At 64.2% G+C, this 26,714-nt stretch carries 26 protein-coding genes and 1 pseudogene; 8 read left to right on the forward strand and 19 right to left on the reverse strand.

Annotated features, from left to right (window positions below):
- A partial coding sequence (locus tag AC2VLV_RS04680) for a GNAT family N-acetyltransferase (RefSeq protein ID WP_486988892.1) occupies positions 1-469 on the reverse strand: 469 nt, incomplete at its 3' end.
- A gap of 108 nt (positions 470-577) precedes the next feature.
- On the opposite strand from AC2VLV_RS04680, the gene ptsP reads away from it, so the two are divergent.
- The 5 genes from ptsP to AC2VLV_RS04705 all read left to right on the forward strand — a co-directional run bounded on the left by ptsP (position 578) and on the right by AC2VLV_RS04705 (position 7,111).
- Positions 578-2,329: a phosphoenolpyruvate--protein phosphotransferase gene (ptsP, locus tag AC2VLV_RS04685; RefSeq protein WP_486988867.1), complete on the forward strand. Its 1,752-nt coding sequence runs from the start codon at positions 578-580 to the stop codon at positions 2,327-2,329.
- A 75-nt stretch (positions 2,330-2,404) separates the two neighbouring features.
- Positions 2,405-3,958, forward strand: coding sequence for a M48 family metalloprotease (locus AC2VLV_RS04690; protein ID WP_486988868.1), 1,554 nt, complete (start codon positions 2,405-2,407; stop codon positions 3,956-3,958).
- Positions 3,959-4,045: 87 nt separating this feature from the next.
- Positions 4,046-5,896: an O-antigen ligase family protein gene (locus AC2VLV_RS04695; protein WP_486988869.1), complete on the forward strand. Its 1,851-nt coding sequence runs from the start codon at positions 4,046-4,048 to the stop codon at positions 5,894-5,896.
- A gap of 122 nt (positions 5,897-6,018) precedes the next feature.
- Positions 6,019-6,771 carry an AzlC family ABC transporter permease gene (locus AC2VLV_RS04700; RefSeq protein ID WP_486988870.1) on the forward strand — a complete coding sequence of 251 codons (753 nt, stop codon included), beginning with the start codon at positions 6,019-6,021 and terminating at the stop codon, positions 6,769-6,771.
- A gap of 13 nt (positions 6,772-6,784) precedes the next feature.
- Complete coding sequence (locus AC2VLV_RS04705; RefSeq protein WP_486988871.1) at positions 6,785-7,111, forward strand: AzlD domain-containing protein; 327 nt, start codon at positions 6,785-6,787, stop codon at positions 7,109-7,111.
- A gap of 35 nt (positions 7,112-7,146) precedes the next feature.
- On the opposite strand, the gene AC2VLV_RS04710 is transcribed toward AC2VLV_RS04705, so the two are convergent.
- A complete protein-coding gene (locus AC2VLV_RS04710; protein ID WP_486988872.1) occupies positions 7,147-8,502 on the reverse strand; it encodes a sensor domain-containing diguanylate cyclase in 1,356 nt (451 codons plus the stop codon).
- Between the two features lie 191 nt (positions 8,503-8,693).
- On the opposite strand from AC2VLV_RS04710, the gene pyk reads away from it, so the two are divergent.
- Positions 8,694-10,127, forward strand: coding sequence for a pyruvate kinase (gene pyk / locus AC2VLV_RS04715; RefSeq protein ID WP_486988873.1), 1,434 nt, complete (start codon positions 8,694-8,696; stop codon positions 10,125-10,127).
- Positions 10,128-10,451: 324 nt separating this feature from the next.
- On the opposite strand, the gene AC2VLV_RS04720 is transcribed toward pyk, so the two are convergent.
- The 13 genes from AC2VLV_RS04720 to purE all read right to left on the reverse strand — a co-directional run bounded on the left by AC2VLV_RS04720 (position 10,452) and on the right by purE (position 22,188).
- On the reverse strand, positions 10,452-11,123 hold the full coding sequence (locus AC2VLV_RS04720) for an FHA domain-containing protein (RefSeq protein WP_486988874.1): 672 nt from the start codon (positions 11,121-11,123) through the stop codon (positions 10,452-10,454).
- Between the two features lie 69 nt (positions 11,124-11,192).
- Positions 11,193-11,963 carry a protein phosphatase 2C domain-containing protein gene (locus AC2VLV_RS04725; protein ID WP_486988875.1) on the reverse strand — a complete coding sequence of 257 codons (771 nt, stop codon included), beginning with the start codon at positions 11,961-11,963 and terminating at the stop codon, positions 11,193-11,195.
- A gap of 8 nt (positions 11,964-11,971) precedes the next feature.
- On the reverse strand, positions 11,972-12,682 hold the full coding sequence (locus tag AC2VLV_RS04730; RefSeq protein ID WP_486988876.1) for a TerC family protein: 711 nt from the start codon (positions 12,680-12,682) through the stop codon (positions 11,972-11,974).
- 97 nt (positions 12,683-12,779) lie between these two features.
- Positions 12,780-13,676, reverse strand: a complete 897-nt coding sequence (sucD, locus tag AC2VLV_RS04735; protein ID WP_486988877.1) for a succinate--CoA ligase subunit alpha — start codon at positions 13,674-13,676, stop codon at positions 12,780-12,782.
- Between the two features lie 28 nt (positions 13,677-13,704).
- Positions 13,705-14,868 (reverse strand): ADP-forming succinate--CoA ligase subunit beta, encoded by a 1,164-nt coding sequence (sucC, locus tag AC2VLV_RS04740; RefSeq protein ID WP_486988878.1) that lies wholly within the window; start codon positions 14,866-14,868, stop codon positions 13,705-13,707.
- A complete protein-coding gene (locus tag AC2VLV_RS04745) occupies positions 14,865-15,488 on the reverse strand; it encodes a DUF2889 domain-containing protein (protein ID WP_486988879.1) in 624 nt (207 codons plus the stop codon). The genes sucC and AC2VLV_RS04745 overlap by 4 nt, the downstream gene beginning before the upstream one ends.
- 61 nt (positions 15,489-15,549) lie before the next feature.
- Positions 15,550-16,014: a recombination regulator RecX gene (gene recX, locus AC2VLV_RS04750; protein WP_486988880.1), complete on the reverse strand. Its 465-nt coding sequence runs from the start codon at positions 16,012-16,014 to the stop codon at positions 15,550-15,552.
- Between the two features lie 10 nt (positions 16,015-16,024).
- Positions 16,025-17,086, reverse strand: a complete 1,062-nt coding sequence (recA, locus tag AC2VLV_RS04755; protein WP_486988881.1) for a recombinase RecA — start codon at positions 17,084-17,086, stop codon at positions 16,025-16,027.
- A 141-nt stretch (positions 17,087-17,227) separates the two neighbouring features.
- Positions 17,228-17,956, reverse strand: coding sequence for an OmpW/AlkL family protein (locus AC2VLV_RS04760; RefSeq protein WP_486988882.1), 729 nt, complete (start codon positions 17,954-17,956; stop codon positions 17,228-17,230).
- A 38-nt stretch (positions 17,957-17,994) separates the two neighbouring features.
- Positions 17,995-19,344, reverse strand: a complete 1,350-nt coding sequence (locus AC2VLV_RS04765; protein ID WP_486988883.1) for an SGNH/GDSL hydrolase family protein — start codon at positions 19,342-19,344, stop codon at positions 17,995-17,997.
- A 177-nt stretch (positions 19,345-19,521) separates the two neighbouring features.
- A complete protein-coding gene (locus AC2VLV_RS04770; protein WP_486988884.1) occupies positions 19,522-20,532 on the reverse strand; it encodes an L-threonylcarbamoyladenylate synthase in 1,011 nt (336 codons plus the stop codon).
- A 1-nt stretch (position 20,533) separates the two neighbouring features.
- Complete coding sequence (locus tag AC2VLV_RS04775; RefSeq protein ID WP_486988885.1) at positions 20,534-21,703, reverse strand: 5-(carboxyamino)imidazole ribonucleotide synthase; 1,170 nt, start codon at positions 21,701-21,703, stop codon at positions 20,534-20,536.
- Positions 21,700-22,188 (reverse strand): 5-(carboxyamino)imidazole ribonucleotide mutase, encoded by a 489-nt coding sequence (gene purE / locus AC2VLV_RS04780; protein WP_486988886.1) that lies wholly within the window; start codon positions 22,186-22,188, stop codon positions 21,700-21,702. The genes AC2VLV_RS04775 and purE overlap by 4 nt, the downstream gene beginning before the upstream one ends.
- Before the next feature lie 170 nt (positions 22,189-22,358).
- Here purE and trxA point away from each other — a divergent pair, with 170 nt between their 5' ends.
- The gene (trxA, locus tag AC2VLV_RS04785) at positions 22,359-23,255 is read left to right on the forward strand and encodes a thioredoxin (RefSeq protein WP_486988887.1); all 897 of its coding nucleotides are present in this window, start codon (positions 22,359-22,361) and stop codon (positions 23,253-23,255) included.
- Between the two features lie 65 nt (positions 23,256-23,320).
- Here the strand turns inward: trxA and AC2VLV_RS04790 are convergent, their stop codons facing one another.
- Entirely contained in the window at positions 23,321-23,902 is a 582-nt protein-coding gene (locus AC2VLV_RS04790) for a DJ-1/PfpI family protein (protein ID WP_486988888.1), read from the reverse strand.
- 118 nt (positions 23,903-24,020) lie between these two features.
- Here AC2VLV_RS04790 and AC2VLV_RS04795 point away from each other — a divergent pair, with 118 nt between their 5' ends.
- Positions 24,021-24,905 carry a phosphoribosylaminoimidazolesuccinocarboxamide synthase gene (locus AC2VLV_RS04795; RefSeq protein ID WP_486988889.1) on the forward strand — a complete coding sequence of 295 codons (885 nt, stop codon included), beginning with the start codon at positions 24,021-24,023 and terminating at the stop codon, positions 24,903-24,905.
- On the opposite strand, the gene ubiA is transcribed toward AC2VLV_RS04795, so the two are convergent.
- The 3 genes and pseudogenes from ubiA to AC2VLV_RS04810 all read right to left on the reverse strand — a co-directional run.
- On the reverse strand, positions 24,895-25,752 hold the full coding sequence (gene ubiA / locus AC2VLV_RS04800; protein WP_486988890.1) for a 4-hydroxybenzoate octaprenyltransferase: 858 nt from the start codon (positions 25,750-25,752) through the stop codon (positions 24,895-24,897). The two genes, AC2VLV_RS04795 and ubiA, sit on opposite strands and share 11 nt — an antisense overlap.
- A 65-nt stretch (positions 25,753-25,817) precedes the next feature.
- Positions 25,818-26,321, reverse strand: a complete 504-nt coding sequence (locus AC2VLV_RS04805; RefSeq protein ID WP_486988891.1) for a Dps family protein — start codon at positions 26,319-26,321, stop codon at positions 25,818-25,820.
- Positions 26,322-26,432: 111 nt separating this feature from the next.
- Positions 26,433-26,714 (reverse strand): annotated as a pseudogene (locus AC2VLV_RS04810) (UDP-glucose 4-epimerase); the annotation flags it as partial.

The raw sequence follows: 26,714 nt of genomic DNA on the forward strand, positions 1-26,714 counted from the left end.
ACTGGGCTCGACCAAAGGCCGGGTCGAGCGCATAGGTCTCGAAGCCGAAACGGCGATAACTGGCAATGGCTGACGCGTTGCCGTCGAGCACTTCCAGCGTGAGCTTGCCGCAGCCGCGAAAGCGCGCTACGTCTTCCACCCGCTGCAACAGGCGGCGCGACAGCCCCTGGCTGCGGTAATCGGGCTCGACGTAAACGTCGTGCACATTCATCAAAGGTTGCGCCATGAAGGTTGAGAACCCTTCGAAGCAGTTGATCAGCGCCACTGGCCGCGTGCCGTCATAGGCCATCACGCCGAAGTAGTCGGCACGCGCGCGCAGCCGCTCGACCAGAACGGCCTTGACCTCATCGACCAGATCCTCGCCGCCGCCCATCGGATCGAGGGCGTAGCGCGAAATCAGCTCGATCACCGCCTGGGCATGCTCGGGACGGGACAGATCGACATCAACCAGGGTCAACACGCGGCAAATCTCCATAAAAAAGGAACGTCACAGCAACGTCCAGAACCGCTGTGAATCGTAGCGGGCCGCTGCGCTTGTGGCGTGATTGCAGGCCGTCGTCCGGCTACCATCGGGGGCATGGCGCTCCAACTGTTCGGCATTCCAGTTTCCCGCGGCATGGCCATCGGTCGTGCAGTCATCCTCGCCTCGGCGCGACTGGATGTGGATCACTATTTCGTCGACCCGGGAACCGAGGATGCGGAGATCGATCGCCTGCGCGCCGCGCGCCGTGCCGTGCGCGCCGAACTCGACACCCTCAAGGCCGATCTGCCGACCGATGCGCCCACAGAAATGGCGGCCTTCATCGACGTGCACAAACTGCTGCTCGATGACCGGCAGATGGCGCTGGACACCATCACCTGGATACGCGAACGCCGCTACAACGCCGAGTGGGCGCTCACCGCGCAGCTCGACGTCATTTCGCGCAACTTCGAGGAAATGGACGACGCCTATCTGCGCGAGCGCATTGCCGACGTCGAGCAGGTGGTCGAGCGCGTGCTGCGCGCTCTTCGTGGCAGCGCGGGGCTGGCCCGCTCGGCTAGCGGCAACGGCGATTTGGTGCTCATCGCCCACGACATCGCCCCGGCCGACATGCTGCAGTTCAAGACCGGGGTGTTCCGCGGCTTCGTCACCGATGTGGGCGGCAAGACTTCGCACACCGCCATCGTCGCCCGCAGTCTGGACATTCCCGCCGTGGTGGGCGCGCGCTCGGCCGGCAGCCTGATCCGTCAGGACGATCTGGTCATCATCGACGGCGACAGCGGGCTGCTCATCGTCGATCCGTCACCCGTCATCCTCGAAGACTACCGCCTGCGCCAGCAGGAATCGCAGCTCGCCCGCGAACGGCTCAAGCGCCTGAAATTCACCCCGGCGCGCACTCTCAACGCCGAGCCGGTGGAGTTGCTCGCCAACATCGAGCAGCCCGAAGACTGCGCGCCCGCGCTTGAAGCCGGGGCGATGGGGGTGGGCCTGTTCCGCACCGAATTCCTGTTCATGAATCGTGGCGACAATCTGCCCGGCGAAGACGAGCAGTACGTCGCTTACAGCCGCGTGATGCACGCCATGCAAGGCAAGCCGGTCACCATTCGCACCATCGATATCGGCTCGGACAAACCGCTCGACGCCGAAGACTATCGCGACGGCGAGTTCACCCACCTCAACCCGGCGCTGGGGCTGCGCGCCATTCGCTACAGCCTGTCCGACCCGGCGATGTTCCGCATGCAGTTGCGCGCCTTGCTGCGCGCCGCCGCGCTCGGGCCGCTGAAGGTGCTCATCCCCATGGTGGCGCACGCCAGCGAAATCCGCCAGACCCTTGCCGAACTCGACAAGGCCCGCGCCGAACTCGATGCCAAGGGCGTTTCATACGGCCCGGTGGAAATGGGCGCGATGATCGAAGTGCCGGGCGCCGCGCTGGCGCTGCCCTTGTTCCTGCGGCATTTCGACTTCCTCTCGGTCGGCACCAACGACCTGGTGCAATACACCCTGGCCATCGACCGCGCGGATGAGAGCGTCTCCAACCTCTACGATCCGCTGCATCCCGCAGTGCTCAACCTGCTGGCGCAGATCATCACCCAGACCCGCGCCGCGGCCGTCTGGAAGGGCCGCCCGGTGGAAGTGAGCGTGTGCGGCGAAATGGCCGGCGACCCAACCATGACCCGCCTGCTGCTGGGCATGGGCCTGCGCAGTTTTTCCATGCACCCGTCGCAGATCCTCGCCGTCAAACAAGAGGTGCTGCGCGCCGACCCCGACAAACTCACGCCGCTGGTGCAGACCGTGCTGTCCAGCTACGAGCCCGAAGAACTGCAAGCGGCGCTCGCGGCATTGGGTTGAGCCTGGCGGGAACCTGTCGAGCCAGGGCCAGTCTTCATCTGCAGACCCCTGACGTCCTTTAATCCGACCGATCCCGTGCGCTTCACCTCGCCTCATTTCCGCCTGCGCCACATCAGCCAGCAAGCCGCCGTCTGCCTGCTCAGCGCGGCGCTGTCCGGCGCGCCGGTCTGGGCGCAAGGCGCTGACACCCGCGCCCCCGGCTACGCCAGCAGCCTGCCGACACTGGGCGACCCCGCGCAAGGCAGCCTGTCATCGGCGCAGGAAAAACGTCTGGGCGAAATCATCATGCGCGAAATGCGGCAGGAGCCCGACTACCTGCACGACAGCCTGCTGCGCGACTACCTCCAGTCCATCGTCGACCGCCTCACTCCCGCTGCCCGGCGCACCGCCGAGATGGAAGCGCCCGAGCACTTTCGCGTGTTTCTGCTGCGCGACCGCAGCTTCAACGCCTTTGCCCTGCCCGGCGGCTGGATCGGGGTGCATACCGGGCTGATCATCGACGCGCAATCGCACGATCAAGTGGCGGCCGTGTTCGCCCATGAAATGTCGCACATCACCCAACGACACATCGCCCAGCGGCTGGCGCAGATGGGCCGCGACAGGCTGCTGAGCATCGGCTCGCTGCTGCTGGCCATCGCCGCCGCCAGCGCGGGGCAGGATCAGGCCGCGCAAGGTCTGGCGATGGGCGGACAGGCCGCAGCCATCGACAGCGCCCTGCGTTTTTCGCGCAGCAACGAGCGCGACGCCGACCGCACCGGCGAAGAGGTGCTGGCGGAATCGGGCTATCCGCCGCAGGCCATGGCCAGCATGCTGCTGCGGCTGCAAAACCTCTCCCGGCTCGACGACTCCGATGTGCTGGCCTTCCTGCAGACGCACCCGCTGACCAGCGAGCGCATCGCCGACGCCCAGGCGCGCGGCGGCAACCAGCCCCTGCCACCCGACCACGATCTGATGTTCTGGCTCATGCACGCCCGCGCCCGCGCGCTCACCCCCACCACGCGCGACGCCATGCAGCGCGAGGAAAAACGCTTCAGCGCCGACAAAGCCGCCTTCCCCGCCCAGCAGGCCGCCACCGCCTACGGCCAAGCCGTGTTGCTGCAAAGGCTGGGGCGGTTTGACGCCGCCGCGGCGACGCTCGCGCGGGCGCAAGCTGCAGCCGCCAGCACCCCGGCCACCGAGCGTCTGCCTCTCGATCTGCTGCAGACCGAGTTGCTGCTGGAGCGCCAACCCGCGCAGGCCGCCGATGCAGCCCGTGCGCTTTACGGCCAGTTTCCGCATTCCACCGCTGCGCGGCATCTGTTGGCGCGCTGCCTGCTGGCTGTGCCCGACAAAAAATCGGCGCGAGAGTTTCTGCGTCAGCAAACCGTGGCGCATCCGCAAGACATCGTGTTGTGGCAAGACCTGGCACGCGCCGAGGTCGCCCTGGGCGCCTTTGCGGCGCAACACCGTGCCACGGCCGAGGCTTACGCCCTGCAAGGAAAAACCGAAGCCGCCATCGAACAACTGCACATTGCGCAGCGCACGCCGGGGGCGGATTACTTCGAGGCGTCGATCATCAACGCGCGTCTGCGCGCCCTCGAACAAGCACATGCGCAGCAGGTGCAGATCGACAAGACGCTGCCGCAGTGAACGCTACGCCAGGGCAGGCGAATCTGCCGCGCAAGGATAATGCCGCGCATGGCTGCGCCTTCACCCAAACCCCCTGCCCTGACCTCCGTGTCTGACCGATTCCCGCTATCGCAATCGCTTGCCCTCGGTCTGCTGGGGCTGGCCATGTCGCTGCCGCTGATCTGGCCTTTCGATCCGGGCGTGGTGGCCAAGATGGGCACCACACTGGTGGCCGCCGCCCTCTGGGCTGCGGTGTTTTTCGCCGCCGCCTGGAGCGGCCTGACGCCGCGCTTCGGCCTGGCGGCGCTCGGCTTTGGCGTGGCCGCTGCCGTGGTCGGCCTGCAGACACTCGGCGGGCAGCTCGCCTACGCCAGCCAGGGCGCGATCACCGTGGCGGTGTTGTTGAGCGCGGCGCTGATTGCTGGGCTGGGCAACGCCGCCGTGCGGCGCCCCAGTCGCCCGGGCGCGGGCGTGGACGAACACCCCTGGCTCGACGTGGCCGCGGCCGGACTGCTGCTGCAAGGGCTGATTCAGGTGGTGTTCGGACTGGTGCAGTTCGCCCTCTGGCAGATGCCGTCGCTGGCCTCCTGGCTGGCGGCGCATGCACCGCTGTACTCCGACCTCATCAGCTACCCCTCGACCGGCCGGGTGTTCGGCAATCTGCGGCAACCCAATCATTACGCTACCGCCGTCGCGCTCGGCCTGGCCGGGCTGGCCTGGTGGGCGCCGCGATTGCGCGTGAGCGTGGTCTGGGCCGCCGTCATCGGCATGAGCTGGGCGCTGGTGGTCTGCGGCTCGCGCACGGGCATGGTGCAGGCGGTCGTCGCCGCCATTCTGGTGCTGATCGCGGTGCGCGGAGCCTGGCGCCACCCGCGCTGGGCGGCGCTGGTGGCAGTGCCAGTGATGTATGCGCTGTGGTGGCTGGCGTTGCGCGAAGCCGATCACCTCGGCTGGATCAGCTTTCTCGATGCCGTGACGCGCCAGCTCGATCAACCCGTCAATGCCCGCGCGCTGATCTGGCGCAACGCCTGGCAGGTGTTCGAGCATCTGCCCTGGTTCGGCGCGGGCTGGGGGCAACTGGGCTGGGGGCTGCAACACGCGGCCATTCATCATGCCCTGCACCCACTGCCGCTGGACAATATCGACAACGCCCACGATCTCATTCTGCAACTGCTGGCCGAAACCGGGCTGGTAGGCACCCTGCCGATCATGATCGTCGCCCTGGCCTGGCTGTGGCGCTCGGCCCGGGGCTGGATGCAACAGGGCCGCGCCGCACCGAACGACGCGTCGCCCATCGCCCTCACCGCCTGGATGGGCGTGGCGTTTCTGGGTCTGCACAGCCTGGTCGAATATCCCCTGTGGTATCTCTATTTCCTCTGGGTGTTTGCCTTTCTGGCAGGCTGGATGGACGGGTTCGGCCGCGGCGAGGCGGCCCCGGTCGCTCTAACCTTACCCCGCCCTGCGGCACTCGCCGTGGGCGCGCTCGCCGTTGCACTGGTCGCCAAGGCGGGCTACGACTACAACGTCACCAACACGGCGTACTCCGCAGATCGCGTGGCGGCCGGTGCGGCCATCCGGCAGGCTCAGCGCAGCGATCTGTTCTTCCGGCCCCTGATCGGCTTTGCCGTGGCCAGCGGCCTTCAGGTGCGCGCCGCCGACTCCCACGCCGATCTGCTGCGCGAGCAGGCCGAGATCGATCGCGTCAGCCATGCCTACGGCGACCCCAATCTGCTCATCCGGCGCATCCTGCTGCTCAGCCGCCTCGGCCATGCCCAGCAGGCGCTGGCGCTGGCGCGCTACACCGCCAGTTCGTTCTGGCTGTATGCCCCCGGCCTGGTCAAACAGTTTCCCGCGCAGGCCGCGCAAGCCGGTCTGTCTGCGGCACAAACCGCGCCCTTGCTCGAAGCCTTGAAGCAAGCCCCCGTGTTGCGACGGGTTGTCGTACCGGTCAATCGTTGAATCTTTGAACTCACCTCCCGCTGCACGCGGGAGGTGTGCATGATTTGTCACAACGATCATCGCGCTGCTTGTCGGGGTCTTTTGATGCGGCGCAAAATAGACACTTACTCTACTGATTTCCCATGCCTTCCCTCGCCCGCGTTCAGTCCATGCTGACCCAACCCGCCTTTCGGGAGGGGGTGCGCGATATGCGCGCCGTGTCTCTGGGCATCGCCGCCTGGGGATTGGTAACGGGCGTCGCCATGGTGAAGTCGGGCCTCAGCGTGCAACTGGCGCTGGCCATCAGTCTGTTCGTATTTGCGGGCAGCGCCCAGCTCGCCGTTCTGCCGCTGATCGCAGCCGGGGCGCCGCTCTGGCTGATTCTGGGCACCGCGTTTTGCGTCAATCTGCGTTTTGTCGTCTTCAGCGCGCAAATGCGCCCCTACTTCGAGCAAGTGCCGCGGTGGCGCCGTCTGGCCTACGGCTACCTGATCGGCGACCTGAACCAGGTGCTGATGATCAGGCGCCATCCCCACCCCACCCACGATCCGCAGCAAACGCAATACTTTCTCGGCGTGTCGCTGACCAACTGGGTCGCCTGGCAGATTCCCTCACTGCTCGGCATTGCGATGGCGCAGCATATTCCCGGCAGCTGGGGACTGGCGTTTGCCGGCACGCTGGCGCTGCTGGGCATCGTGCTCTCGCTGCTGGCCGACCGCACGATAGCCGGGGTGATCATCGTCGCCTCGGCCTTGAGTGCGCTGCTGTTCTGGCTGCCGCTACGGCTGAATCTGGTGGCCGCCATCGTCGGCGCGCTGATCGTGGGCATGGCCTGGGAAGCCTGGAGCAGCCGCCAGCTCACCGACGGCGCCGTGCTCGACGGCACCAAACCTTGAGAATCGGGCGGCCATGACCTTGTTCCAGCAGATCGCCCTCGTGGTCGGCATGACGGCTGTCACGGTGCTGAGCCGCAATCTGTTTTTGCTCTCGCGCAAAGCCATGCCCTTGCCCGCGCGCGTCAAAATCGCCCTGCGGTTCGCCCCAGCAGCCGCGCTGGCCGCCGTAGTGGCGCCCGAGTTGTTTCTACTCACCCCACTCGGGCCACCCTGGGTGAAGCTGGGTGCCGCCGTAATTGCGGCGGGCTATTTTTTCGCACGCCGGGGCATTCTGGGCACCATACTCAGCGGCATGGTGGCCTATTGGGTCTTGAGCTGGATCAGCCAAACCTGGGCTTGAGAACAGCGGCGGGCAAGGCTTGCTTGCGCACCGTATTACGGTTGATGCGGTACGAAGTCGGCTCCATCGATGCGTCGGTGACACAGGTTCCAGCGATTTTTACCCTGCTGTTTTGCCACATACATGGCATCGTCAGCCCGTTGCAGCAAGTCGAAGCTGCTGCGCGCGTGCGTGGGTGCGGCCGCCACACCGATACTGGCCGTCACCCGCATGCCGGAGAGCAAGTCGTAGCCCGCCGCCTCGCAGACCTCGACGAGCTTGGCCGCGAGCGACTGCGCTGCCGATAGTTCGGCCACGGCACTGAGCACCACAAACTCATCGCCGCCTATGCGCCCTATGGCGTCGTCGCGCCGCAGCACGTCCTGCATGGCGTGTGCCACCTGCACCAGCAGACGGTCCCCGCGCACGTGGCCGAGGCGGTCATTGATCTGCTTGAAGCCGTCGAGATCGATGAAGCACAGGCTGAGCATGTCGTCGCGGGTGCGTCGCGCCAGCGCGGTGTCGAGCCGCTCCATGATGGCGCGGCGGGTGAGCACCCCCGTCAGCGCGTCGCGTTCGGCGCGGTGCAGCAGCCTGGCGTGGGTATCGATCTGGTGGGTGATGTCGCGCACGAAGGTCAACAGAGAAACCACGCGCCCTTCTTCATCGCGCAACGCCGAAAGCGTCCACTCCACCCAGATCCGCCGTCGGTCCTTGCGAATGTATTGCGCCTGTTCCACCCAACTGTCGATCTCTCCGCGAAGCAAACGCTCGTAGACCGCCAGGGTGCGCGCACGCTCCTCCTCGGGCACCCCCAAGGCCAGGCGATGCGTGCCCAGACGTTCGGCCTCGGAGTAGCCCAGAATGGCCTCGGCCGAACGCGACCACCGCGTGACGATGAGTTCGGCGTTGCTCTCGATCACGCCCCAGGGCAGATTGTCCAGCGCCTGTTCGAGCAGCCAGTTCGAGCGTTTGAGCGACAGGGCCGCGGTGACGTCGTCGTGCACATCGTGCGCAATGGTGTAGATGGCCTCGATGCGCCCGCCCGCACCCCGCTCGGGAAAGACCTGGATGCGCGCCCAGCGCGGCGGATCGAGATGCCGCAGCAGACGCAGGTAATCGGCCTGCTGGCCCGCGAACCCCCGCTCGAACGCAGGCTGCGCCGCAATCCAGGCCTCATCGCCGTAAAGCTCTTTGAGCGTTCTGCCGCGCAGTTGGTCAGGCTCTCGCCTTGCCCAGCTCAGATAGGGCGGATTGAAAAACGTCAGCCGCCCGTCGGCGTCCCAACGGCCTATGGGCAAATCGACCGCTTCGAGCAGACTTCTGACTTCCGGCACGGCGGCCAGTCCGGGCCAAAGCTCCGCCTTGAGGCTCATGGCCGGGTTGGGCTCGGGCTGAAAGGGGTCGCTCATGGAGGAAGAAAAGTGGAGTGTCGGGATTTTCGGAGTGCGCTGGGTGAGCCGGGTCAACCAGGCTGACGAGATTCTGACGGCTAACGCGAAATCGTCAAGAGCACGATCTACACTACACCCCGGTTTCCTGTGAGGGATTCCACATTTTCACTGATCGCGTTCTTTTGCCCATCCCCAATATCCCGCTACCCATGTCCCGCGCCACCAAAATCGTTGCCACCATCGGCCCCGCCAGTTCCTCGCCAGACATCCTCGAACGCATGCTCGCGGCCGGGGTCGATGTCGTTCGGCTCAACTTTTCTCATGGCAAGGCGCAAGACCATATCGACCGCGCCCAACTCATCCGCGAAACGGCCACCCGTCTGGGCAAGTCCGTTGCCATCATGGCCGATCTGCAAGGCCCGAAAATTCGGGTGGGCCGGTTCAAGGACGGCAAGGTCATGCTGCAACCCGGGCAGAAATTCGTTCTCGACGCAACCTGCGAAATCGGCGATGAAACCCGCTGCGGGCTCGACTACAAAGACCTGCCGCGCGACGTGCACGCGGGCGACCGTCTTTTGCTCAACGACGGCCTCATCGTGCTCACCGTCGAGAGTGTGAGCGGAGAAGAAATCCACACCGTCGTCACCATCGGCGGCGAACTGTCGAACAACAAGGGCATCAACAAGCAGGGCGGCGGACTGTCGGCCCCCGCTCTCACCGCCAAGGACATGGAGGACATTCGCACCGCGATGTCCTTCCAGGCCGACTATCTCGCCGTGTCCTTTCCCAAAAACGCCACCGATATGGAGCTGGCGCGCCAACTCGCCAACGTCGCCGGCGAGCCCTACCACCACAAGCCCGCGCTCATCGCCAAGATCGAGCGGGTCGAGGCGATTCCCGCGCTGCCGGAAATTCTGCGCGCCTCCGACGGCATCATGGTGGCGCGGGGCGACCTCGCGGTGGAAGTCGGCAATCCCGCAGTTCCCGCGCTGCAAAAGCGCATGATCCGTATGGCGCGCGAAATGGACCGTGTGGTGATCACCGCCACCCAGATGATGGAGTCGATGATCGTCAACGCCGTACCCACCCGCGCCGAAGTGTCTGACGTCGCCAACGCGGTGCTCGACGGCACCGATGCGGTCATGCTGTCGGCGGAAACGGCGGCCGGCAAGTACCCGGTGGAGACAGTCGAGGCGATGGCCAGCATCTGCGAGGCGGCGGAAACCTACGAAGAGGTCAAGCTCGAACACGACTTCGTCAACAAGCAGTTCACCCGCATCGATCAGTCGATCGCCATGGCCGCGCTGTTCACCGCGCACCACCTCGGCTGCAAGGCCATTGTGGCGCTGACCGAATCAGGCTCCACCGCGCTGTGGATGAGCCGCCACCGTGTCAATGTGCCGATTTATGCGCTGTCACGCAGCGAAACCTCGGTGCGGCGCATGGCGCTATATCGCAATGTGCGCCCGATGCTGCTGAGCTTCAGCACCACCGACCGCGACGCCCTGCTCAACCAGGCCGAAGCCCGGCTGATCGAGAAAAACGCCGTGGCCTCTGGCGACAGCTATGCCATCACCTGCGGCGAGCCGATCGGCTCGGCGGGCGGCACCAATATGCTCAAGGTCATGCGCGTGCCTCGCTAAACAGCCCGCTGCAGAAAAACGCCCGCATCGGCCCTAGCCCTTGCGGGCGTTTTGCTTTGAGCGCTCCTCATGAGAAAACGCCGGGCCGCCCCAAGTTTTCTCATCCCCCTCGGGGGGCCTGACGCGAACGCGGCAGGTCTGGGGGCGCTCTCAAGTAAACGCCGGGCCGTCCCAAGTTTCCTTGTCCACCTCACGGTTTGCAAGCCGCTCGGATTCGGCTCCGTCCCAACTGCCGCAGGGCAGCTGGGAGCCGCAGGCCTCATCCCCCACTGGGGGCGGGGTGGGCGCAGCCCAGCCCAGGGGGCGCTCAAAGCCAAGCAGCGCTCAAACCTGCAGAAACTGCAACTGAATGCCGGTGAGGTTGATCACATCGCCGGAACGCAGCACCACGGGCATGAGGCCGAGCGAAATGCCATTGACCTGCGCCCGCTTTTCGCCCTCGACCTGCACGAGTTCGTAGCCGCGCGGCTTGTGCATCACGCTGACCACCAGGGTGCCGCGCTGGCCAAAGGTGGTCTGCTCCTTGCTGAGCAGAATTTCCCGCCCCGCCGCATCCCCGCTGAGCACCTTGATCTTGTAGCTGCGTTCGGCATCTCCCGCCCGGGTGCGCGAATCGGAAAAACCCGAATTACCGAAACGGGAATTGCCAAACCCAGTGGAAGCGCCAAAGCGTGACGGGCCGAAGGTGGTCTGACGCGTATCGGACAGGAGTCGCAGACTGTACTTGCCAATATCGACCGTGTCGCCTTCGCGGAAGGGGCTGGACTTGATGGGCGCGCCGTTCAGATAGGTGCCGTTGGTGCTGCCCAGGTCTTGAATGGTGTAGCTCTCGGCATCCGTTCCGCTATCGCGCAGCAACACGGCGTGCTCGCCGCTGACCGCCAGATTGTCGATGACCACATCGTTGTACGGACGACGCCCGAGCGTCGTGCGGTCTTTGCTGAGCACGACCTCTTTCAAAACCTTGCCATCCAGGGTAATCACGAGTTTGGCCACGATTTGAAGTCCGTTTAATGAGTCAGATCGGAAAAGAAAAAAAACGCATGAAAAAACGCATCGGCTGAGTCAGCGCACAGTCACCAGAATGACGGAAACATTGTCACGCCCACCCGCCACATTGGCATCATCCACCAGCTGGCGCGCAGCCGCCGCAGGATGCTCGGCATATTGCCGCATCACAGCTTCGATTTTGGCATCAGTCAACATATCGTTCAAGCCATCTGAACACAGAAGCAACAAGTCCCCCGTCATCATGGGATGCATGCCCACATCCGGGTCGAGCCGGGCATCCACGCCAAGCGCCCGCGTGACCAGATTTTTTCCGCCTATCGTTTCCGCGTCCTCGGGCAGGATCAGCCCCATGTCGATCTGCTCCTGCAGGGCCGAGTGGTCGTGCGTGAGCAGGCGCAGTTGATTCTGCCTCAGCAGATACGCGCGAGAATCGCCTGCATGGGCGATGACCGCCACATTGCCAGTAAACGCCACGGCAACCAGCGTGGCGCCCATCCCGGCATACTGCGCATTGCTGCGCGCGGCCCGCAGAATCTCGGCGTTGACATGGCGCACCGCAAAACGAAGTTCGGTGGACAGATCGAGTGCGGTCACCTTCGGATAGTCGGCCTTCAGCCGGGAAATGCGCGCGCAGATCTGCGCCGTCGCCATGCCGCTGGCCACTTCTCCGGCAGCGTACCCACCCATGCCGTCGGCCAGCACGGCAACCTGCGCCAGAGCGTCGAATGCCACCGCGTCTTCGTTGTGCTCGCGCACCCGCCCCGTATGGGTGAGGCTGATCATTTCGTACTGCAGGGCGGGGTTGGAACTAGGCGCTTTAGCCATGATGGTGCTCATGCCGCAGAAGCCGAGGGGCGGCGATAAATCAGCTTTGCTACGGCCCACACCACGATGGCGCCGATCAGCCCGGCAATCTTCTCTGCGTAGGCCGCCCAGGGCAGCGCTTCAACCCAGTGCTCCACAGCGGGATCGGTGACCAGCAGGCCACCGGCAATCCAGCCCAGCAGCATGGCCCCCAGGATGATGATGACCGGAAAACGCTGCATCAAGTGGATGACCAACTGGCTGCCCCAGACGATGATGGGCACGCTCAGCAGCAGGCCGAACACCACCAGCAGCATGCTGTGCTGCTCTCCGGCGTTTTGCGCTGCACCGGCAATGGCGATCACGTTGTCCAGGCTCATCACGAAGTCGGCGATGATGACGGTCTTGACTGCGGCCCACAACTTGTCTGCCGCCTGCACATCGCCGTGCCCCTCTTCCTCTTGCGGAGCGAGCAGCTTGATGCCGATCCAGAACAGCAGCAGCCCACCGACAATCTTGAGGAAAGGCAGCTTGAGCAGCGTCAGCGCGAAAAAAATCAGCACCACACGCAGCACGATGGCACCCGCGGTACCCCACAGAATGCCGAGCTTGCGTTGATGCGGCGGGAGCTTGCGCGTGGCCAATGCAATGACCACGGCGTTGTCTCCGCCCAGAAGAATGTCGATCAGAACGATCTGACCGATGGCCGTCAAGAACTCGACGGTGAGATAGTGTTCCATGCCGATGGCTGCCCCGGAAGGTATGTATGCAGTCCCATCGGGACTTGTCTCGCATCATACCGTTTGTAACCGGGGGCAGCCCCGGCGTTTACACGGCTTAGCGCAGAACTTGCTTGAGGAGCTTGCCCATTTCAGACGGATTGCGCGTGACCGTAAAGCCGCATTCCTCCATGATGGCGAGCTTGGCATCGGCCGTGTCGGCCCCGCCGGAGATCAGAGCGCCGGCATGCCCCATGCGCTTGCCCGGTGGCGCCGTGACCCCCGCGATGAAGCCGACCACCGGCTTTTTCATGTGAGCCTTGCACCAGCGCGCGGCCTCGGCCTCGTCGGAACCTCCGATCTCGCCGATCATGATGACGGCATCGGTATCGGGGTCGTCGTTGAACGCCCGCATGATGTCGATGTGCTTGAGGCCGTTGATCGGATCGCCGCCGATGCCCACCGCGCTGCTCTGGCCCAGACCGAGTTCCGTGACCTGCGCCACGGCCTCGTAGGTGAGCGTGCCCGACCGCGACACGATGCCGATGCGGCCCTTGCGGTGAATATGCCCCGGCATGATGCCAATCTTGATTTCGTCAGGCGTGATCAGGCCGGGGCAGTTCGGCCCGAGCAGCAGGGTTTTCTTGCCACCGGCCGCCTCTTTCGCCTTCATGCGGTTGCGCACCAGCAGCATGTCCTTCACGGGAATGCCCTCGGTGATGCAGATCGCCAGATCAAGATCAGCCTCCACGGCCTCCCAGATGGCGGCAGCCGCGCCAGCCGGGGGCACGTAGATGACCGAAACTGTGGCACCCGTGGCTGCCTTGGCGTCAGCCACAGTGCCGTGGATGGGAATACCCTCGAAATTTTCGCCAGCCTTCTTGGGGTTGACCCCGGCGACGAAGCAGTTCTTGCCATTGGCATAGTCGCGGCACATGCGGGTATGAAACTGCCCTGTCTTGCCGGTGATGCCCTGGGTGATGACCTTGGTGTCTTTATTGATCAGGATAGCCATGTTGTCCTCTTGTTCTGTGGGGCGCGGCTCAGGCCTGCGCGGCATGAACGGCGGCTTGTGCCGCCTCGCCCATGGTGTTGGCGCTGATGATGGGCAGGCCGGAGTCGGCCAGCATCTTGCGGCCGATTTCCTCGTTGGTGCCCTTCATGCGCACCACCAGCGGCACGCTCAGCCCCACGGTGCGCGAGGCGGCGATCACGCCCTCGGCAATGGTGTCGCAGCGCATGATGCCGCCGAAGATGTTGACCAGAATCGCCTTGACATGCGGGTTGTGCAGCATGATCTTGAACGCCTCGGTCACCTTTTCGGTGGTGGCGCCGCCGCCCACATCAAGAAAGTTGGCGGGCGAGCCGCCGAACAGCTTGATGGTGTCCATCGTCGCCATGGCCAGCCCGGCGCCGTTGACCAGGCAGCCGATGTTGCCGTCGAGCTGGATGTAGGCCAGATCGAATTTGTGCGCCTGCACCTCGGCGGGGTCTTCCTCATCGAGATCGCGTAGCGCCTCGATTTCGGGGTGGCGGAACAGGGCGTTGTCGTCGATGTTGAATTTGGCATCGAGCGCCTTGATCTGGCCGTTTCCTTCGAGAATCAGCGGGTTGATCTCCACCAGTGAGGCGTCGGTGTCCATGTAGCACTGGTAGAGCTTCTTGAAAACGTCAATCGCCATAGCCTGCGAGGCGAGCGGAATGCCGATGCCCGCGGCCAGTTCCAGACCTTGCGCATCCTGCAAACCAACCAGCGGATCGGCAAACACCTTGAGAATTTTCTCCGGCGTTTGGGCGGCCACTTCCTCGATATCCATGCCGCCTTCGCTCGACGCCATGACGGCCACTTTTTGCGTGGCACGGTCGGTGAGCACGGCGACGTAATACTCTTTTTGGATATCGGCGCCATCCTCGATCAGCAGCCGTCGCACCTTCTGCCCCGCAGGCCCGGTTTGATGGGTGACGAGCTGCATGCCCAGGATTTGCAGGGATAGTTGCCGCACCTCATCGATCGAACGCGCCAGCTTGACACCGCCGCCCTTGCCTCGCCCGCCCGCGTGAATCTGCGCCTTCACCACCCAGACCGGGCCGCCCAACTCCTGCGCTGCTGCGACGGCCTCATCGACGGAAAACGCGGGCTTGCCGCGTGGAACCGGCACACCGTGTTCTCTCAATAATTGCTTGGCCTGATATTCATGGATTTTCATGGCGTCTCGTCCTCGACTTGGGGTGTAGGCATTGTGCCTTCGGTGCGTTGTGGCGCAGTCTGTTGCGCCCAACGGGGATAAAACTCGGCCACCGCGGGCCCGTCCAGCCGCAGGGCGTGACAGCGGTTGAGCTGAAAAGGCATACCGGCGGGGCGTTCGGTTTCGGTGACGGGCAAGGCGATTTGGGTCAGACCTGCCAGACCCTGAATCGCGGCGGTGGGCAGTACCTGCGTCAATTCGGTGAGATGGGTGCAGCCCAGCACGCCGCCCAGGCGCTCGCGCACGGCGGCGCGAAATCCGCGCAGCAGATTGAGGCCGATCAGCCGCCGGTAGGCGTCATCGTGATCGCCGCAGGTGTCGTAAGGGCTGAACAGGGTGTGCGAGCGGGCATCGACGATGTTGAGCGCGTCGTCGATGGTGACGATCAGCAGCATGTCGTGCACCGGAATGCCCGCCGGGCGGGTGCGTTCGGACAGGGTGAGATCGCGCGTTTTCACGTCCCGCAATTCGGCCTGCAGATCCCACAATCCATCCTCTCGCGCATAGACCTCGACACTGAGACTGCGGCGGTGAACCAGACGGCGATTGGGCGATGACGGGGCGGCAGGAGTGTCGCGCATGGCTGATCTATTTTTGATGAAGCGCAAGAATCAGTGTAGCAGCCTGCTGCGGCGCAGCAAGTCAGTCGACGTCTTCCGTGCCCTCACCGCGCAAAACCGCGCGGACGACGTCCCCGCTGAAGCCACGCTGAGCCAAAAAACGAGCCTGTTTGGCCCGCTCGGCAGCGTCCTTCGGAAGCGCCTGGAACCTTCGCGCCCAAGCGGCGTGGGCGCGAGTCAGTTCGCTGTCTTTCAAAACCTGACGCAGATTTGCCGTGGCATCGGACGACAGGCCGTGCGCGTCGAGTTCTTGTGCGATGCGCAAATTGCCGTAGCGTTGCTGCCGTCGATGGATCAACGACTGGGCAAAACGCTCACTGCTGAGCAGACCCGCCTGCTCCAGACTGGCTAGCAGCGCCTCGACCTCTTCGGGCTCTTCGCAATAGCGCAGCAGCTTGCGCCGCAGTTCCAACGGGCTGTGCTCCCGTTGCGAGAGATAGCGCACGGCCCGCGCACGCAAAGAAGGCTGGGCGCGAGGCAGGCTCATTGCAACGGACTCAGTCTTGCTCTTCCTCGGACATATCGGCCGTCATCAGCGCATTGGCCTCAGGCACGCCGAGACTGACGCGGACCTTGTTCTCGATCTCGCGGGCGATGTCGGGATTTGACTTGAGAAATTCGCGCGCGTTGTCCTTACCCTGGCCGATTTTCTCGCCGTTGTAGGCATACCAGGAGCCGGACTTCTCCACCAGTTTGGCAACCACCCCCAGATCAACGATTTCGCCTTCGCGCGACACGCCTTCACCATACAGAATGTCGAACTCCGCTTGTTTGAACGGCGGCGCCACCTTGTTCTTCACCACCTTGACGCGGGTTTCCGAACCGATGACCTCTTCGGCCTTCTTGATGGCGCCGATGCGGCGGATGTCCAGACGCACCGAAGAGTAGAACTTGAGCGCGTTGCCGCCGGTCGTCGTTTCGGGATTGCCAAACATCACGCCGATTTTCATGCGGATCTGGTTAATGAAAATGACCAGGCAGTTGGTGCGCTTGATGTTGGCGGTGAGCTTGCGCAGCGCCTGGCTCATCAGCCGGGCCTGCAGACCTGGCAGCGAATCGCCCATCTCACCCTCGATTTCGGCCTTGGGCGTGAGCGCAGCCACCGAGTCGATCACGATCATGTCCACCGAGCCGGAGCGCACCAGCGCGTCGACGATTTCAAGCGCCTGCTCACCCGTGTCGGGCTGGGAAATCAGCAGATCAGGCAGTTGCACCCCGAGTTTGGAGGCGTATTGCACGTCGAGCGCGTGCTCGGCGTCGATGAAGGCGCAGGTGCCGCCGAGCTTCTGCATTTCGGCGATGACCTGGAGTGTGAGCGTGGTCTTGCCCGAGGACTCTGGCCCGTAGATCTCGACCACCCGGCCGCGCGGCAGACCGCCCACGCCCAGCGCAATGTCCAGCCCCAGAGAGCCGGTGGACACCACCTGAATGTCATGCTGCGCCTCGCCATCGGCCATGCGCATGATGGTGCCCTTGCCGAACTGCTTTTCGATTTGCGACAACGCGGCGGCAAGCGCCTTGGCTTTTTCTGGATTCACTGCGGATTTTCCCTGTTCCATGGCACGTTCCTCATGTCTGAATAGCACTGCTGCGCAATGTAGCACAGCTGTATATAAAGACAGATTATTTTCTGCTTACGGCGCCCAAAAAAAAGAGGGCCGAAGCCCCCTCTTTCCACAACTTGCAGCGTGAGCAAAACTCTAAAAACTATAGCCCACGGCCAGGGTGTAGATGATGGGATGGAAGTTGATGTGTGTCTTCGCCTGCGAGGTGATGACCGAAGGATTGACGGGTGAATAAGACGTGGAAGTCAGATCGCTCTGCACGTCTGCCACGGCCACGGTACCCACCACCGACCACTTGGAATTGAAGCGGTAGATCAGACCGACGTGCGCCGCAGCTCCCCAGGAATCTGAGAGGTTGATCTTTGTCGGCCCTTGCGCACCCGTCAGCGGCGGCAAGGCCTTGGTATTGGTGAACTTGGTGTAGTTCAGACCCACGCCGACAAAGGGATCCCACTTGGCGTAGTCGCCGAAGAAGTGATAGTTGATGAATGCCGTCGGGGAGTAGACATCCACATCCGTCACGCCCGCCCCCCGCAGCGCGCCCCAGCCCGATCCCGCGGCATCGGTGCGTACCCGCGGCGGGTAGCCCAGCACCAATTCGAAGCTGAACGGCCCCGGCAGGTCGCGCACGTACACCAGCCCCAGCGTGGTGGCATCGCCCACATCCAGATTGAGATTGGGTGGCGTGTTGTACCCGCTCAGGTTGGCCGATTTGGAATGGTTCTGCAAATAAGCCAGTCCCACGAACACGGTGTTTTGCGGCCCGGTGTCGTCCGCCATGGCTGCAGGGGCCAACACCGCCCCCGCCGCCAAGCCCGCAGCCATCAAAGCACCGCGCAGAACATTGAATCGCGATTGACGCATCATGAGTTCTCCTCAGAAGTTTTATGTGTGCTGCGGGTTTATTGCGAAATCCAGCCGAAACCCTTCATCGCCTGCAGAGTCGTGCTGGCAATGATTTTGTAGCCAGCAGGTGTGGGATGAACGGAATCCGCGAACAGCCAAGTGCCGAGATTGGCCGTGCTTGCACCCGCTGCCGTATAACGCGTGTTCACATTGCAGAGCAGAGAACTCGTAGTGGCCGGGTCGCACCATGGCGTCGTTACATTGGTGAAACCAAACTGCGATGGGTTGGCAATTTCCTGATTGAGCAGGCTGTAGCCATCAAGCACCTTGACAGGTTGCCCTTGCAAATCATTGAGCAGGCGTTGGTTGAATACCTGCACCAGATTCGACAACAGATAGCACGGGGTTGTGGTCACGGTGTTGTCGCACACATAACCTGCTGGCGGAGCTTGCGGAGGCGTCATGCCGGTGTAGGGCAAACCGCGGCCAAACGGCGTCTGCGATGAATCCGGCAAGGTGTAGACCATCACGTACTTCGCTCCCTTGCTGGTGATCAGATTGACTTGGGCGGCCAGTTCGTCTGCCGCTTGCGCCACGGTCGCCTGCGCGACAGCAACCGCCTGCGAGGTTGCATCGTGCTGCGCAGTGGCCTGAATGGCCGCAATCTGCGCTTGCGTCAGGCTGGGGTTTTGCTGCAGGGCGCTCGTGACGGCCTGCTTGACGGCCTGAGCCACGCTGGCACTCACCGTTCCCAACGCGGTGAAAACATCGTTGTTTCCGGCCAGCACCGTCACCAACTGATTACTGTTGAAACTGCCGCCGAACTGCGTGAGGTAGTTTTGCACTTGCGTGGTGACCGGAAAAGTCAGCGCGCCGGTGCTGTGGCCGATACCGTTCGGATTGCTCACCATGGAGCCCCCTTGGGCGAAATTGGTGCAAGTGGCCTGCCCGGAGGCTGCGGGTGCGCTGAACGCACAAAAAGCAGGCGTTGAGGTGGCGCCGGTTGCTCCAAGATACATGACGCCCGAGGTTGTACCGTAGCCAATCACATTTGGAGTCAATCCGACGTACAGGCTTGCTGCCAGAACTCCAGTCCAATTGCCGGTCGTGTCTCCATTGACCGTGAACTGACCGCCCGCCGGATAGGGCAACCCGGTGAACGGTACGGTTGCCCCATAGGTGCTGACCGCCGCCAGGGTGTATGCCCCATCGTCCGACAAGCTGTCGCCAAACACCACCATCTGCTTGAACCCCCCACTAGGCGCTGATGTCGGCGCCGTGCTGGCCGCGTTCACACTGGCCACGGTTGACAGCGTGGGCGCCGAGGGGTTGCCTCCGCCACCGCCGCAACCGGCCAAGCCCAAGGCACTGGCCAGGGCCAGCGCAATCCAGACACGATTCCGCATGAACATCTCCTCAAACATTGTTGTAGGCCTGCTGACCTGCAGGCGGGCGGGTCAAAATAGAACGACCGTTCGGTTCAGCATAACCGAGGGGAAATGGCGTCGCAAGGGCGGTTTTCCGCATTTCGCACAGGTTTGCATTTTTGCCACATTTAGTTACATATGGGCCAAATGAAAGCTTCACTGCCCCGCGCCTGAACCATGCGCCGCCCGGCTCAGGCGGTCTTGCAAGGCCAGCCAGAGCGGGGTGGACGGAACAGCCTCGACCCAGATCTGCTCAAGCCCTGCTCCGTCGAGTTCGCGCAGCGCGGCGTACAGCCTTTGCGCGTAAGCGGCTGGATCGTCGGGCAGTTGAACCCAGGCTGCAGCCGCGCCGCCCTCTGACGCATACCGCGCCAGCACACCGACACGTGGCGTGATGTTTCCCGTTTGCTTCAAATCAGCGTTGATCTGCTCGCGGCTGCGCAGCCGCAACGATGTGCGGGGCGCGTAGTGTGCGGGCAGCGCACCGGCAACACGCGGCGCGCCATCCGCCGGGCGCAGCAGGGCCTCGGCAGAGACACTGAGCGCGTCGGCCAGTTCAGCCGCCTGCAACTGCCCCGGGCGCAGGATGCGCGGCGGTTGCACCGTGCAATCGACGATGGTGCTCTCGATGCCCACGGCGCAGGCGCCGCCGTCGAGCACCAGCAGGTCGTCGCCGAGTTCTGCATGCACATGCGCCGCCGTGGTGGGGCTGATGCGGCCGAAGCGGTTGGCCGAAGGCGCAGCCAGCCCGCCCTGCCCGCCTTTGAAAATCGCCAGCACGGCCTGGGCGACGGGATGGGAGGGGCAGCGCAGGCCGATGGTGTTCTGTCCACCGGCGCAGGCGTCGGCCACGCCAGGTTTGCGCGGCAAAATCAAGGTGAGCGGCCCGGGCCAGAAGGCGGCGGCAAGTTTGCGCGCGGTTTCAGGCACTTCGGACGCCCAATGCCCCAGATCGGCGGCGCGGTGGAGATGCACGATCACGGGATGGTCGGCGGGCCGCCCCTTGGCGGCGTAGATTTTGGCGACGGCTTGCGCGTTCTCGGCGTCGGCGGCCAGGCCGTAGACGGTTTCAGTCGGCAGGCCGACCAGTTCGCCCGCCTCCAAACGGCGCACGGCATCGACAATCTCGCGCGGACGCACCTGGGCGTCGGTGTTCACCTCGCTCACGTCAGAAGGGATCCAGGCCGAGCACGGTGCAGGCGTGCAGCGCGGTCTGGCGCGCTTGCGCAGGGGTGGCCGCCGTGCAGGTGAGGTGGCCCATCTTGCGGCCCTTGCGCGGCGCGTGCTTGCCGTAGAGGTGCAGATGCGCACCAAGCTGCGCCAGCACGGTGGCCCAGTCGGGCTCGCGCTGCTGGCCTGCGGCGTCGAACCAAAGATCGCCCAGAAGGTTGAGCATGACCGTGGCGCTGTGCTGCCTGGGCACTAGCAACGGCGCGTTCACCAGGGTGCGCCACTGCAGCTCAAACTGCGACACGGTGCAGGAGTCAATGGTGTGGTGGCCGGAGTTGTGCGGGCGCGGCGCGATTTCGTTGGCGAGTAGGCGACCATCGCGCAGCACAAAAAATTCCACGCAGAGCACGCCCACATAGTTCAGCCCCTCCGCTACTGTGGCTGCGGCGTTCTGCGCGGCCTCGGCGATTTCGGGGGTGATGGACGCGCCGGGCGAAAAGCTGGCGAACAGAATGCCGTCGCGGTGCAGGTTTTGCTGCGGCTCGTACAGCACGGCGCAACCGTCGCGGCCGCGCGCCATGACGACGGACAATTCAAACGCGAGATCGAGTTTTTTCTCCAGCACGCAGTCCACACCGCCCAAGGCAGTCCATGCCGCAGGCAGGTCGGTGGCTGTTTGCACCGTAATCTGCCCTTTGCCGTCGTAGCCCAGCCGGGCGGTTTTGAGAATGCCGGGAAACACGTCAGTGCCCACCGCACCAAGGCCGCTGCTCGCGGTCAGCACCGCATACGGCGCACAAGGCACGCCCAGCCGCTGGAACAAGGCCTTTTCCTGCGCCCGGTCCTGGCACACAGCCACGGCCTGCGGTGCGGGCGCCATCGGCACGCGCGACTCCAGCCACTGCATCGAGTGCGCAGGAATATTCTCGAATTCCACCGTCACCGCGGCGCATTCGTGGGCGAGTTGATCGAGCGCCAGCGGGTCGTCATAGCGCGCCGCCAGATGGATGCCGGTGACCTGCGCTGCGGGCGCGGCTTCGTCGGCCTCGAGTACGGCCACGCCATATCCCGCGCTCTGCGCCGCCTGGGCAAACATGCGGCCCAACTGCCCGCCTCCGAGCACGCCAAGCGTGGCGCCGGGAGGAATGAATGCAGCGCCCTGGCTCATGCCGAAGTCCCCACCCGCATGGCGCGGGCTGCGGCGGTCTGCTCCGCGCGAAAGGCGTCGAGCTGATCGCGCAACGCGCTGTCGTGCGCCGCCAGCATCGCCACGGCAAACAGCGCGGCATTCGCCGCACCGGCCTCGCCGATGGCAAAAGTGGCCACCGGCACGCCCTTGGGCATCTGCACGATGGACAGAAGCGAATCTTCGCCCCGCAAATACTTGCTCGGTACCGGCACGCCTAGCACCGGCACCGTGGTCTTGGCCGCGAGCATGCCCGGCAGATGCGCCGCGCCGCCCGCACCGGCAATGATGGCACGCAGTCCGCGCTGCTGCGCGCTGTCGGCGTAGGCAAACAGATCGTCGGGCATGCGGTGGGCCGAGACCACCTGGCAGTCGTGCGCCACCCCAAAGCGGACGAGGATGTCCGCCGCATGGCGCATCACCTCCCAGTCGCTTTGCGACCCCATCACCACGCCGATTGCGGCCATCTGCTCTCTCCTGTGCAACGCCTGTAAACGGGTGATTTTAAGAAGCAGTGGACCAAGCCCTTGAAATCGCGCCCCGCTATGCTCCATCCAAACGCAGATCGTGCGCCTGCATACACCCCTTGGTATGGCGCCGACCGCTCCCATTTGCCCTGCTCATTCAGGAGTCGAACATGATTGATGCCACCGTTGCCAATTTTGAAACCGAAGTCGTAGAAGCCTCGAACACCGTGCCCGTGCTGGTGGATCTGTGGGCGCCGTGGTGCGGCCCCTGCCGCGCGCTTGGCCCCATTCTCGAAAAACTGGAAGTGGCTTACGAAGGCCGCTTCAAGCTGGTGAAAATCAACACCGAAGAAGAGCAGGAACTGGCCGCCGCATTCGGCGTGCGCAGCATTCCCATGGTCATGCTGCTCAAAGACGGCCAGCCGGTGGACGGTTTCGTGGGCGCGCTGCCGGAAGGCCAGATCCGCGAATTTCTCGACAAGCACGTCCCCGACACCGCGCCGGAGCAGGCGGACGAGGCCGAACCGAGCGATGCCGAAACCGAGTCTGCACCCGCGCCGCCGCTGCTGGAAAAGCTGCAGCAAGACCTGGCCACCAATCCGGCCAACGACAACGCGCGCAAGGCGTATGTGGAGTTGCTACTCAAAGACGGCCGCACCGCCGACGCGAAGCTGGCGTTCGAGCCCATTGCCGGCAAGGCGCTGGCCGACGCCCGCATCCAGGCCTTGGCCGACTGGCTTGCCGCCGCGCAGGCCGCGCCCGGGCTGCCCCCTGTTGCCGCGCTGCAGGCCAGCATCGCCGCCAACAAGCGCGACTTCGATGCCCGCTACGCCCTGGCGCAGCAACACATGGCCGCGCAGCAGTGGACGGCGGCGCTGGACGAACTGCTCGACATCCTCATGCGCGACAAAAGCTGGAGCGAAGACCGCGCGCGCAAGACCTTTGTCAACATCCTCGAACTGATGACGCCTGCAGATGCCCCCAAGCCCGCGCCAGGCCAGCCCCCGGTCACCGATCCCACGGTGGAGGGCTACCGCCGCCGCCTGAGCATGACGGTGCTGAGCTGATCTCTTGGCGACCCACAAAAAACGCCGACTTCAAGTCGGCGTTTTTCATGGCGTCTGCACGCGCGTTACAGCGTGATCTGCGTCCCCAGCAGCTTGAGAAACTGCCCCATCCAGGCCGGATGCGCGGGCCAGGCCGGGGCAGTCACCAGATTGCCCTGCGTCACCGCCTGATCAACCGGAATGTCGGCATAGTCTCCGCCGGCCTCGCGCACTTCAGGGCCGCAGGCCGGATAGGCCGAGCACTTGCGCCCCTGCAGCACGCCCGCCGCCGCCAGAATCTGCGCGCCGTGGCACACCGCCGCAACCGGCTTGTTGGCGCTGAAAAAATGCCGCACCAGATCGAGCACCTTGGGGTTGAGCCGCAAGTATTCGGGGGCGCGCCCGCCGGGGATGACCAGCGCGTCGTAGTCCTCGGCCTTCACTTCGGCGAACGTGGCGTTGAGGGTGAAGTTGTGGCCGGGCTTTTCGGAATAGGTCTGCGCGCCCTCGAAGTCGTGAATCGCGGTTTTCACCTGATCGCCCGCCTTTTTGTCGGGGCAGACCGCGTGCACCGTGTGCCCCACGGTCAGCAGAGTCTGGAACGGCACCATGGTTTCGTAATCTTCGGCGTAATCGCCCGCCAACAGCAGAATGCGTTTTGCAGCCATATCGAGTCTCCGTTATGTCGATGCCGCGCATGCGGCCCGCCTATTGTGAAACGCTGCGGGTGAAAAACTCAACCCTGCAAATTTCTACAATCCATCCGTGACCCATGAAAGCCCGTCCATGACCTCTGCCCTGCTGCAATCCTCCCTGCATTCCCTGCCCCTGTTGTCGCGCGGCAAGGTGCGCGAAAACTATGCCGTCGGCGCCGACCGCCTGCTGATGGTGGCCACAGACCGCATCTCGGCGTTTGACGTCATCATGGCCGAGCCCATTCCCGGCAAGGGCGAAATTCTCACCCGCATGGCGCGGTTCTGGTTCGGCCTGTTGCACGACGTGGCGCCCAACCATCTGCTCGACATCGATCCCGAAACCGTGGTGGCCGCAGACGAGCGCAGTCAGGTGCGCGGCCGCGCCATGGTGGTCAAGCGCCTCAAACCGCTGCCGATCGAAGCCGTGGTGCGCGGCTATCTCGCAGGCTCGGGCTGGAAAGACTATCAAGCCAGCGGCGCGGTTTGCGGTGTCGCCCTCCCGCCGGGCTTGAAGCTGGCCAGCAAGCTGCCCGCGCCCATCTTCACCCCCGCCACCAAGGCCGAGCTGGGCGAGCATGACGAGAACATTTCCTTCGCGCAAATGGAGCAGGCCATCGGCGCGGAACTCGCCGCGCAGGTGCGCGACATCAGCATCACCCTTTATCAACGCGCCGCCGACTACGCCGCAGCGCGCGGCATCCTGATCGCCGATACCAAGTTCGAGTTCGGCCTGGACGAGAGCGGCGTCCTGACCCTGATGGACGAAGTGCTGACGCCCGATTCCTCGCGCTTCTGGCCCGCCGACACTTGGGCTGAGGGCAACTCGCCGCCCAGCTTCGACAAGCAGTTCCTGCGCGACTGGCTCGAGGGCGTGCCCGGCTGGAACAAACAGCCGCCGCCCCCCGCCTTGCCCGCCGACGTCATCCAGCACACCTTGGCCCGCTACCGCGAGGCGCTGGAACGGCTCACGGGTTGATGGCGTAAGCGCAGACGACCCCGACAAACATCGCCAAGCCCAGATAGTGGTTGAGCCGGAAGGCGCGAAAGCATTGCGCCGGGTTGCGATGGCGGATGAGGGTGTAATGATGCACGGCCTGCGCTGCGGCCGCGGCCACGCCCAGGTAATAGGGCCAGGCCAGTTGCAACACCCATCCCACAGCGGCCCACAGCGCCACGTAGGCGCCGTAGCTCGCCATGACCGCCGCCACATCGGCGCGGCCGAAGGTGATGGCCGAGGTCTTGATGCCGACCTTGAGATCATCTTCGCGGTCGACCATGGCGTATTCGGTGTCGTAGGCCAGCACCCAGAACAGATTGCCCAGCAGCAGCACCCAGGCCAGTAGCGGCACGTCGCCGCGCGCTGCGGCGAAGGCCATGGGAATGCCGAAGCTGAAGGCCACGCCGAGATAGGCCTGCGGCAGCGCCAGCCAGCGCTTGGTGTAGGGGTAGGCGATGGCGATGAACAAGGCGGCGACCGACATCTGGATGGTCAGCGCGTTGGTGGTGAGCACCAGGCCGAAGGCGGCGAGGGCCAGCACCGCCCCCACGAGCAACGCCTCACGGGTGGACACCTTGCCCGAGGTGACCGGACGCTGCGCGGTGCGGCGCACGGCGCGGTCGAAGTCTTGGTCGGCCACATCGTTCACGGCACAACCAGCCGAGCGCATGAGAAACGTGCCCGCGATGAACACGACGACCAGCCACCAACTTGGGCGCCCCTCGCTGGCGATCCACAAAGCCGACAGACTCGGCCACAACAAGAGAAGAGAACCGACCGGCTTGTCCCAACGGATCAAGGCCAGCCATAAGCGCAAACGTTCCATGCGTGAATTATCGCCACGCAGGGAACGTCGATGAAACGGATGACGGGGAAACGACTGAACGCCGATCAGCCTTCGAGCAGCGAGCGCAGCATCCAGGCGGTTTTTTCGTGAATGTCCAGGCGCTGGGTCATCAGGTCGGCGGTGGGCTGGTCGTTGACTTCGTCGGCCACGGTGAACACCGCGCGCGCCGTCTTGGCCACAGCCTCATGGCCCTTGACCAGAATGCCGATCATCTCCTGAGCCTTGGGCGGCTGCGCCGGCACGTCGGCCAGGCTGGAGCGCGAGCTGAAGCCGTGATAGGAGCCGGGCACGGAAAAGCCAAGCGCGCGGATGCGCTCGGCAATCGGATCGACCGCATTCCACAGCTCGGTGTACTGCTCCATAAACATGATGTGCAGGCTGTTGAACATCGGCCCGGTCACGTTCCAGTGGAAGTTGTGCGTGGTGAGATAGAGCGTGTAGGTGTCGGCCAGCAGGTGCGAGAGCTGCTCGGCCACTTTGGCGCGGTCGTCATCCGAAATGCCGATGTGAATCGGGGTTGATGAGGCATGCAGGGTGCTTTTGCTCATGATGTTCCTTTCAGTCTGTTGGTTCAGGGTTAACCATAGCGCCCGGCAGCAAACCGGTGCAAGCGCGGGGCATCAATAAAACGAGAGGTCGATCTCAGTCAAGTGAAGCGATCAAGCGCCATAGCCTTCCGGGTTGCCCTGCTGCCAGCGCCAGGCGTCGGCGCAGATGGTGTCGAGCCCGCGTTTGGCGCTCCAGCCCAGAAGGGCTTTCGCCGCCGCCGGATCGGCCCAGCATTCGGCGATGTCGCCCGGGCGGCGCGCCACGATTTCATACGGCAGATCGCGGCCGATGCTCTTGCCGAAGGCCTGCACCATCTGCAGCACCGAGTAGCCTTGGCCGGTGCCGAGGTTGACGGTCAACATGCCCTCATGGCCCAACAGATAACGCAGCGC

It is taken from the genome of Thiomonas sp. TH-17 (assembly GCF_057473305.1).

Coding starts and splice junctions, on each gene's coding strand:
- ptsP (WP_486988867.1), top strand. CDS start 578: ATGGCGCTCCAACTGTTCGGCATTCCAGTTTCCCGCGGCATGGCCATC.
- AC2VLV_RS04700 (WP_486988870.1), top strand. CDS start 6,019: ATGCCTTCCCTCGCCCGCGTTCAGTCCATGCTGACCCAACCCGCCTTT.
- AC2VLV_RS04705 (WP_486988871.1), top strand. CDS start 6,785: ATGACCTTGTTCCAGCAGATCGCCCTCGTGGTCGGCATGACGGCTGTC.
- AC2VLV_RS04710 (WP_486988872.1), bottom strand. CDS start 8,502: ATGAGCGACCCCTTTCAGCCCGAGCCCAACCCGGCCATGAGCCTCAAG.
- pyk (WP_486988873.1), top strand. CDS start 8,694: ATGTCCCGCGCCACCAAAATCGTTGCCACCATCGGCCCCGCCAGTTCC.
- AC2VLV_RS04725 (WP_486988875.1), bottom strand. CDS start 11,963: ATGGCTAAAGCGCCTAGTTCCAACCCCGCCCTGCAGTACGAAATGATC.
- AC2VLV_RS04730 (WP_486988876.1), bottom strand. CDS start 12,682: ATGGAACACTATCTCACCGTCGAGTTCTTGACGGCCATCGGTCAGATC.
- sucD (WP_486988877.1), bottom strand. CDS start 13,676: ATGGCTATCCTGATCAATAAAGACACCAAGGTCATCACCCAGGGCATC.
- sucC (WP_486988878.1), bottom strand. CDS start 14,868: ATGAAAATCCATGAATATCAGGCCAAGCAATTATTGAGAGAACACGGT.
- AC2VLV_RS04745 (WP_486988879.1), bottom strand. CDS start 15,488: ATGCGCGACACTCCTGCCGCCCCGTCATCGCCCAATCGCCGTCTGGTT.
- recX (WP_486988880.1), bottom strand. CDS start 16,014: ATGAGCCTGCCTCGCGCCCAGCCTTCTTTGCGTGCGCGGGCCGTGCGC.
- recA (WP_486988881.1), bottom strand. CDS start 17,086: ATGGAACAGGGAAAATCCGCAGTGAATCCAGAAAAAGCCAAGGCGCTT.
- AC2VLV_RS04760 (WP_486988882.1), bottom strand. CDS start 17,956: ATGCGTCAATCGCGATTCAATGTTCTGCGCGGTGCTTTGATGGCTGCG.
- AC2VLV_RS04765 (WP_486988883.1), bottom strand. CDS start 19,344: ATGCGGAATCGTGTCTGGATTGCGCTGGCCCTGGCCAGTGCCTTGGGC.
- AC2VLV_RS04775 (WP_486988885.1), bottom strand. CDS start 21,703: ATGAGCCAGGGCGCTGCATTCATTCCTCCCGGCGCCACGCTTGGCGTG.
- purE (WP_486988886.1), bottom strand. CDS start 22,188: ATGGCCGCAATCGGCGTGGTGATGGGGTCGCAAAGCGACTGGGAGGTG.
- trxA (WP_486988887.1), top strand. CDS start 22,359: ATGATTGATGCCACCGTTGCCAATTTTGAAACCGAAGTCGTAGAAGCC.
- AC2VLV_RS04790 (WP_486988888.1), bottom strand. CDS start 23,902: ATGGCTGCAAAACGCATTCTGCTGTTGGCGGGCGATTACGCCGAAGAT.
- AC2VLV_RS04795 (WP_486988889.1), top strand. CDS start 24,021: ATGACCTCTGCCCTGCTGCAATCCTCCCTGCATTCCCTGCCCCTGTTG.
- ubiA (WP_486988890.1), bottom strand. CDS start 25,752: ATGGAACGTTTGCGCTTATGGCTGGCCTTGATCCGTTGGGACAAGCCG.
- AC2VLV_RS04805 (WP_486988891.1), bottom strand. CDS start 26,321: ATGAGCAAAAGCACCCTGCATGCCTCATCAACCCCGATTCACATCGGC.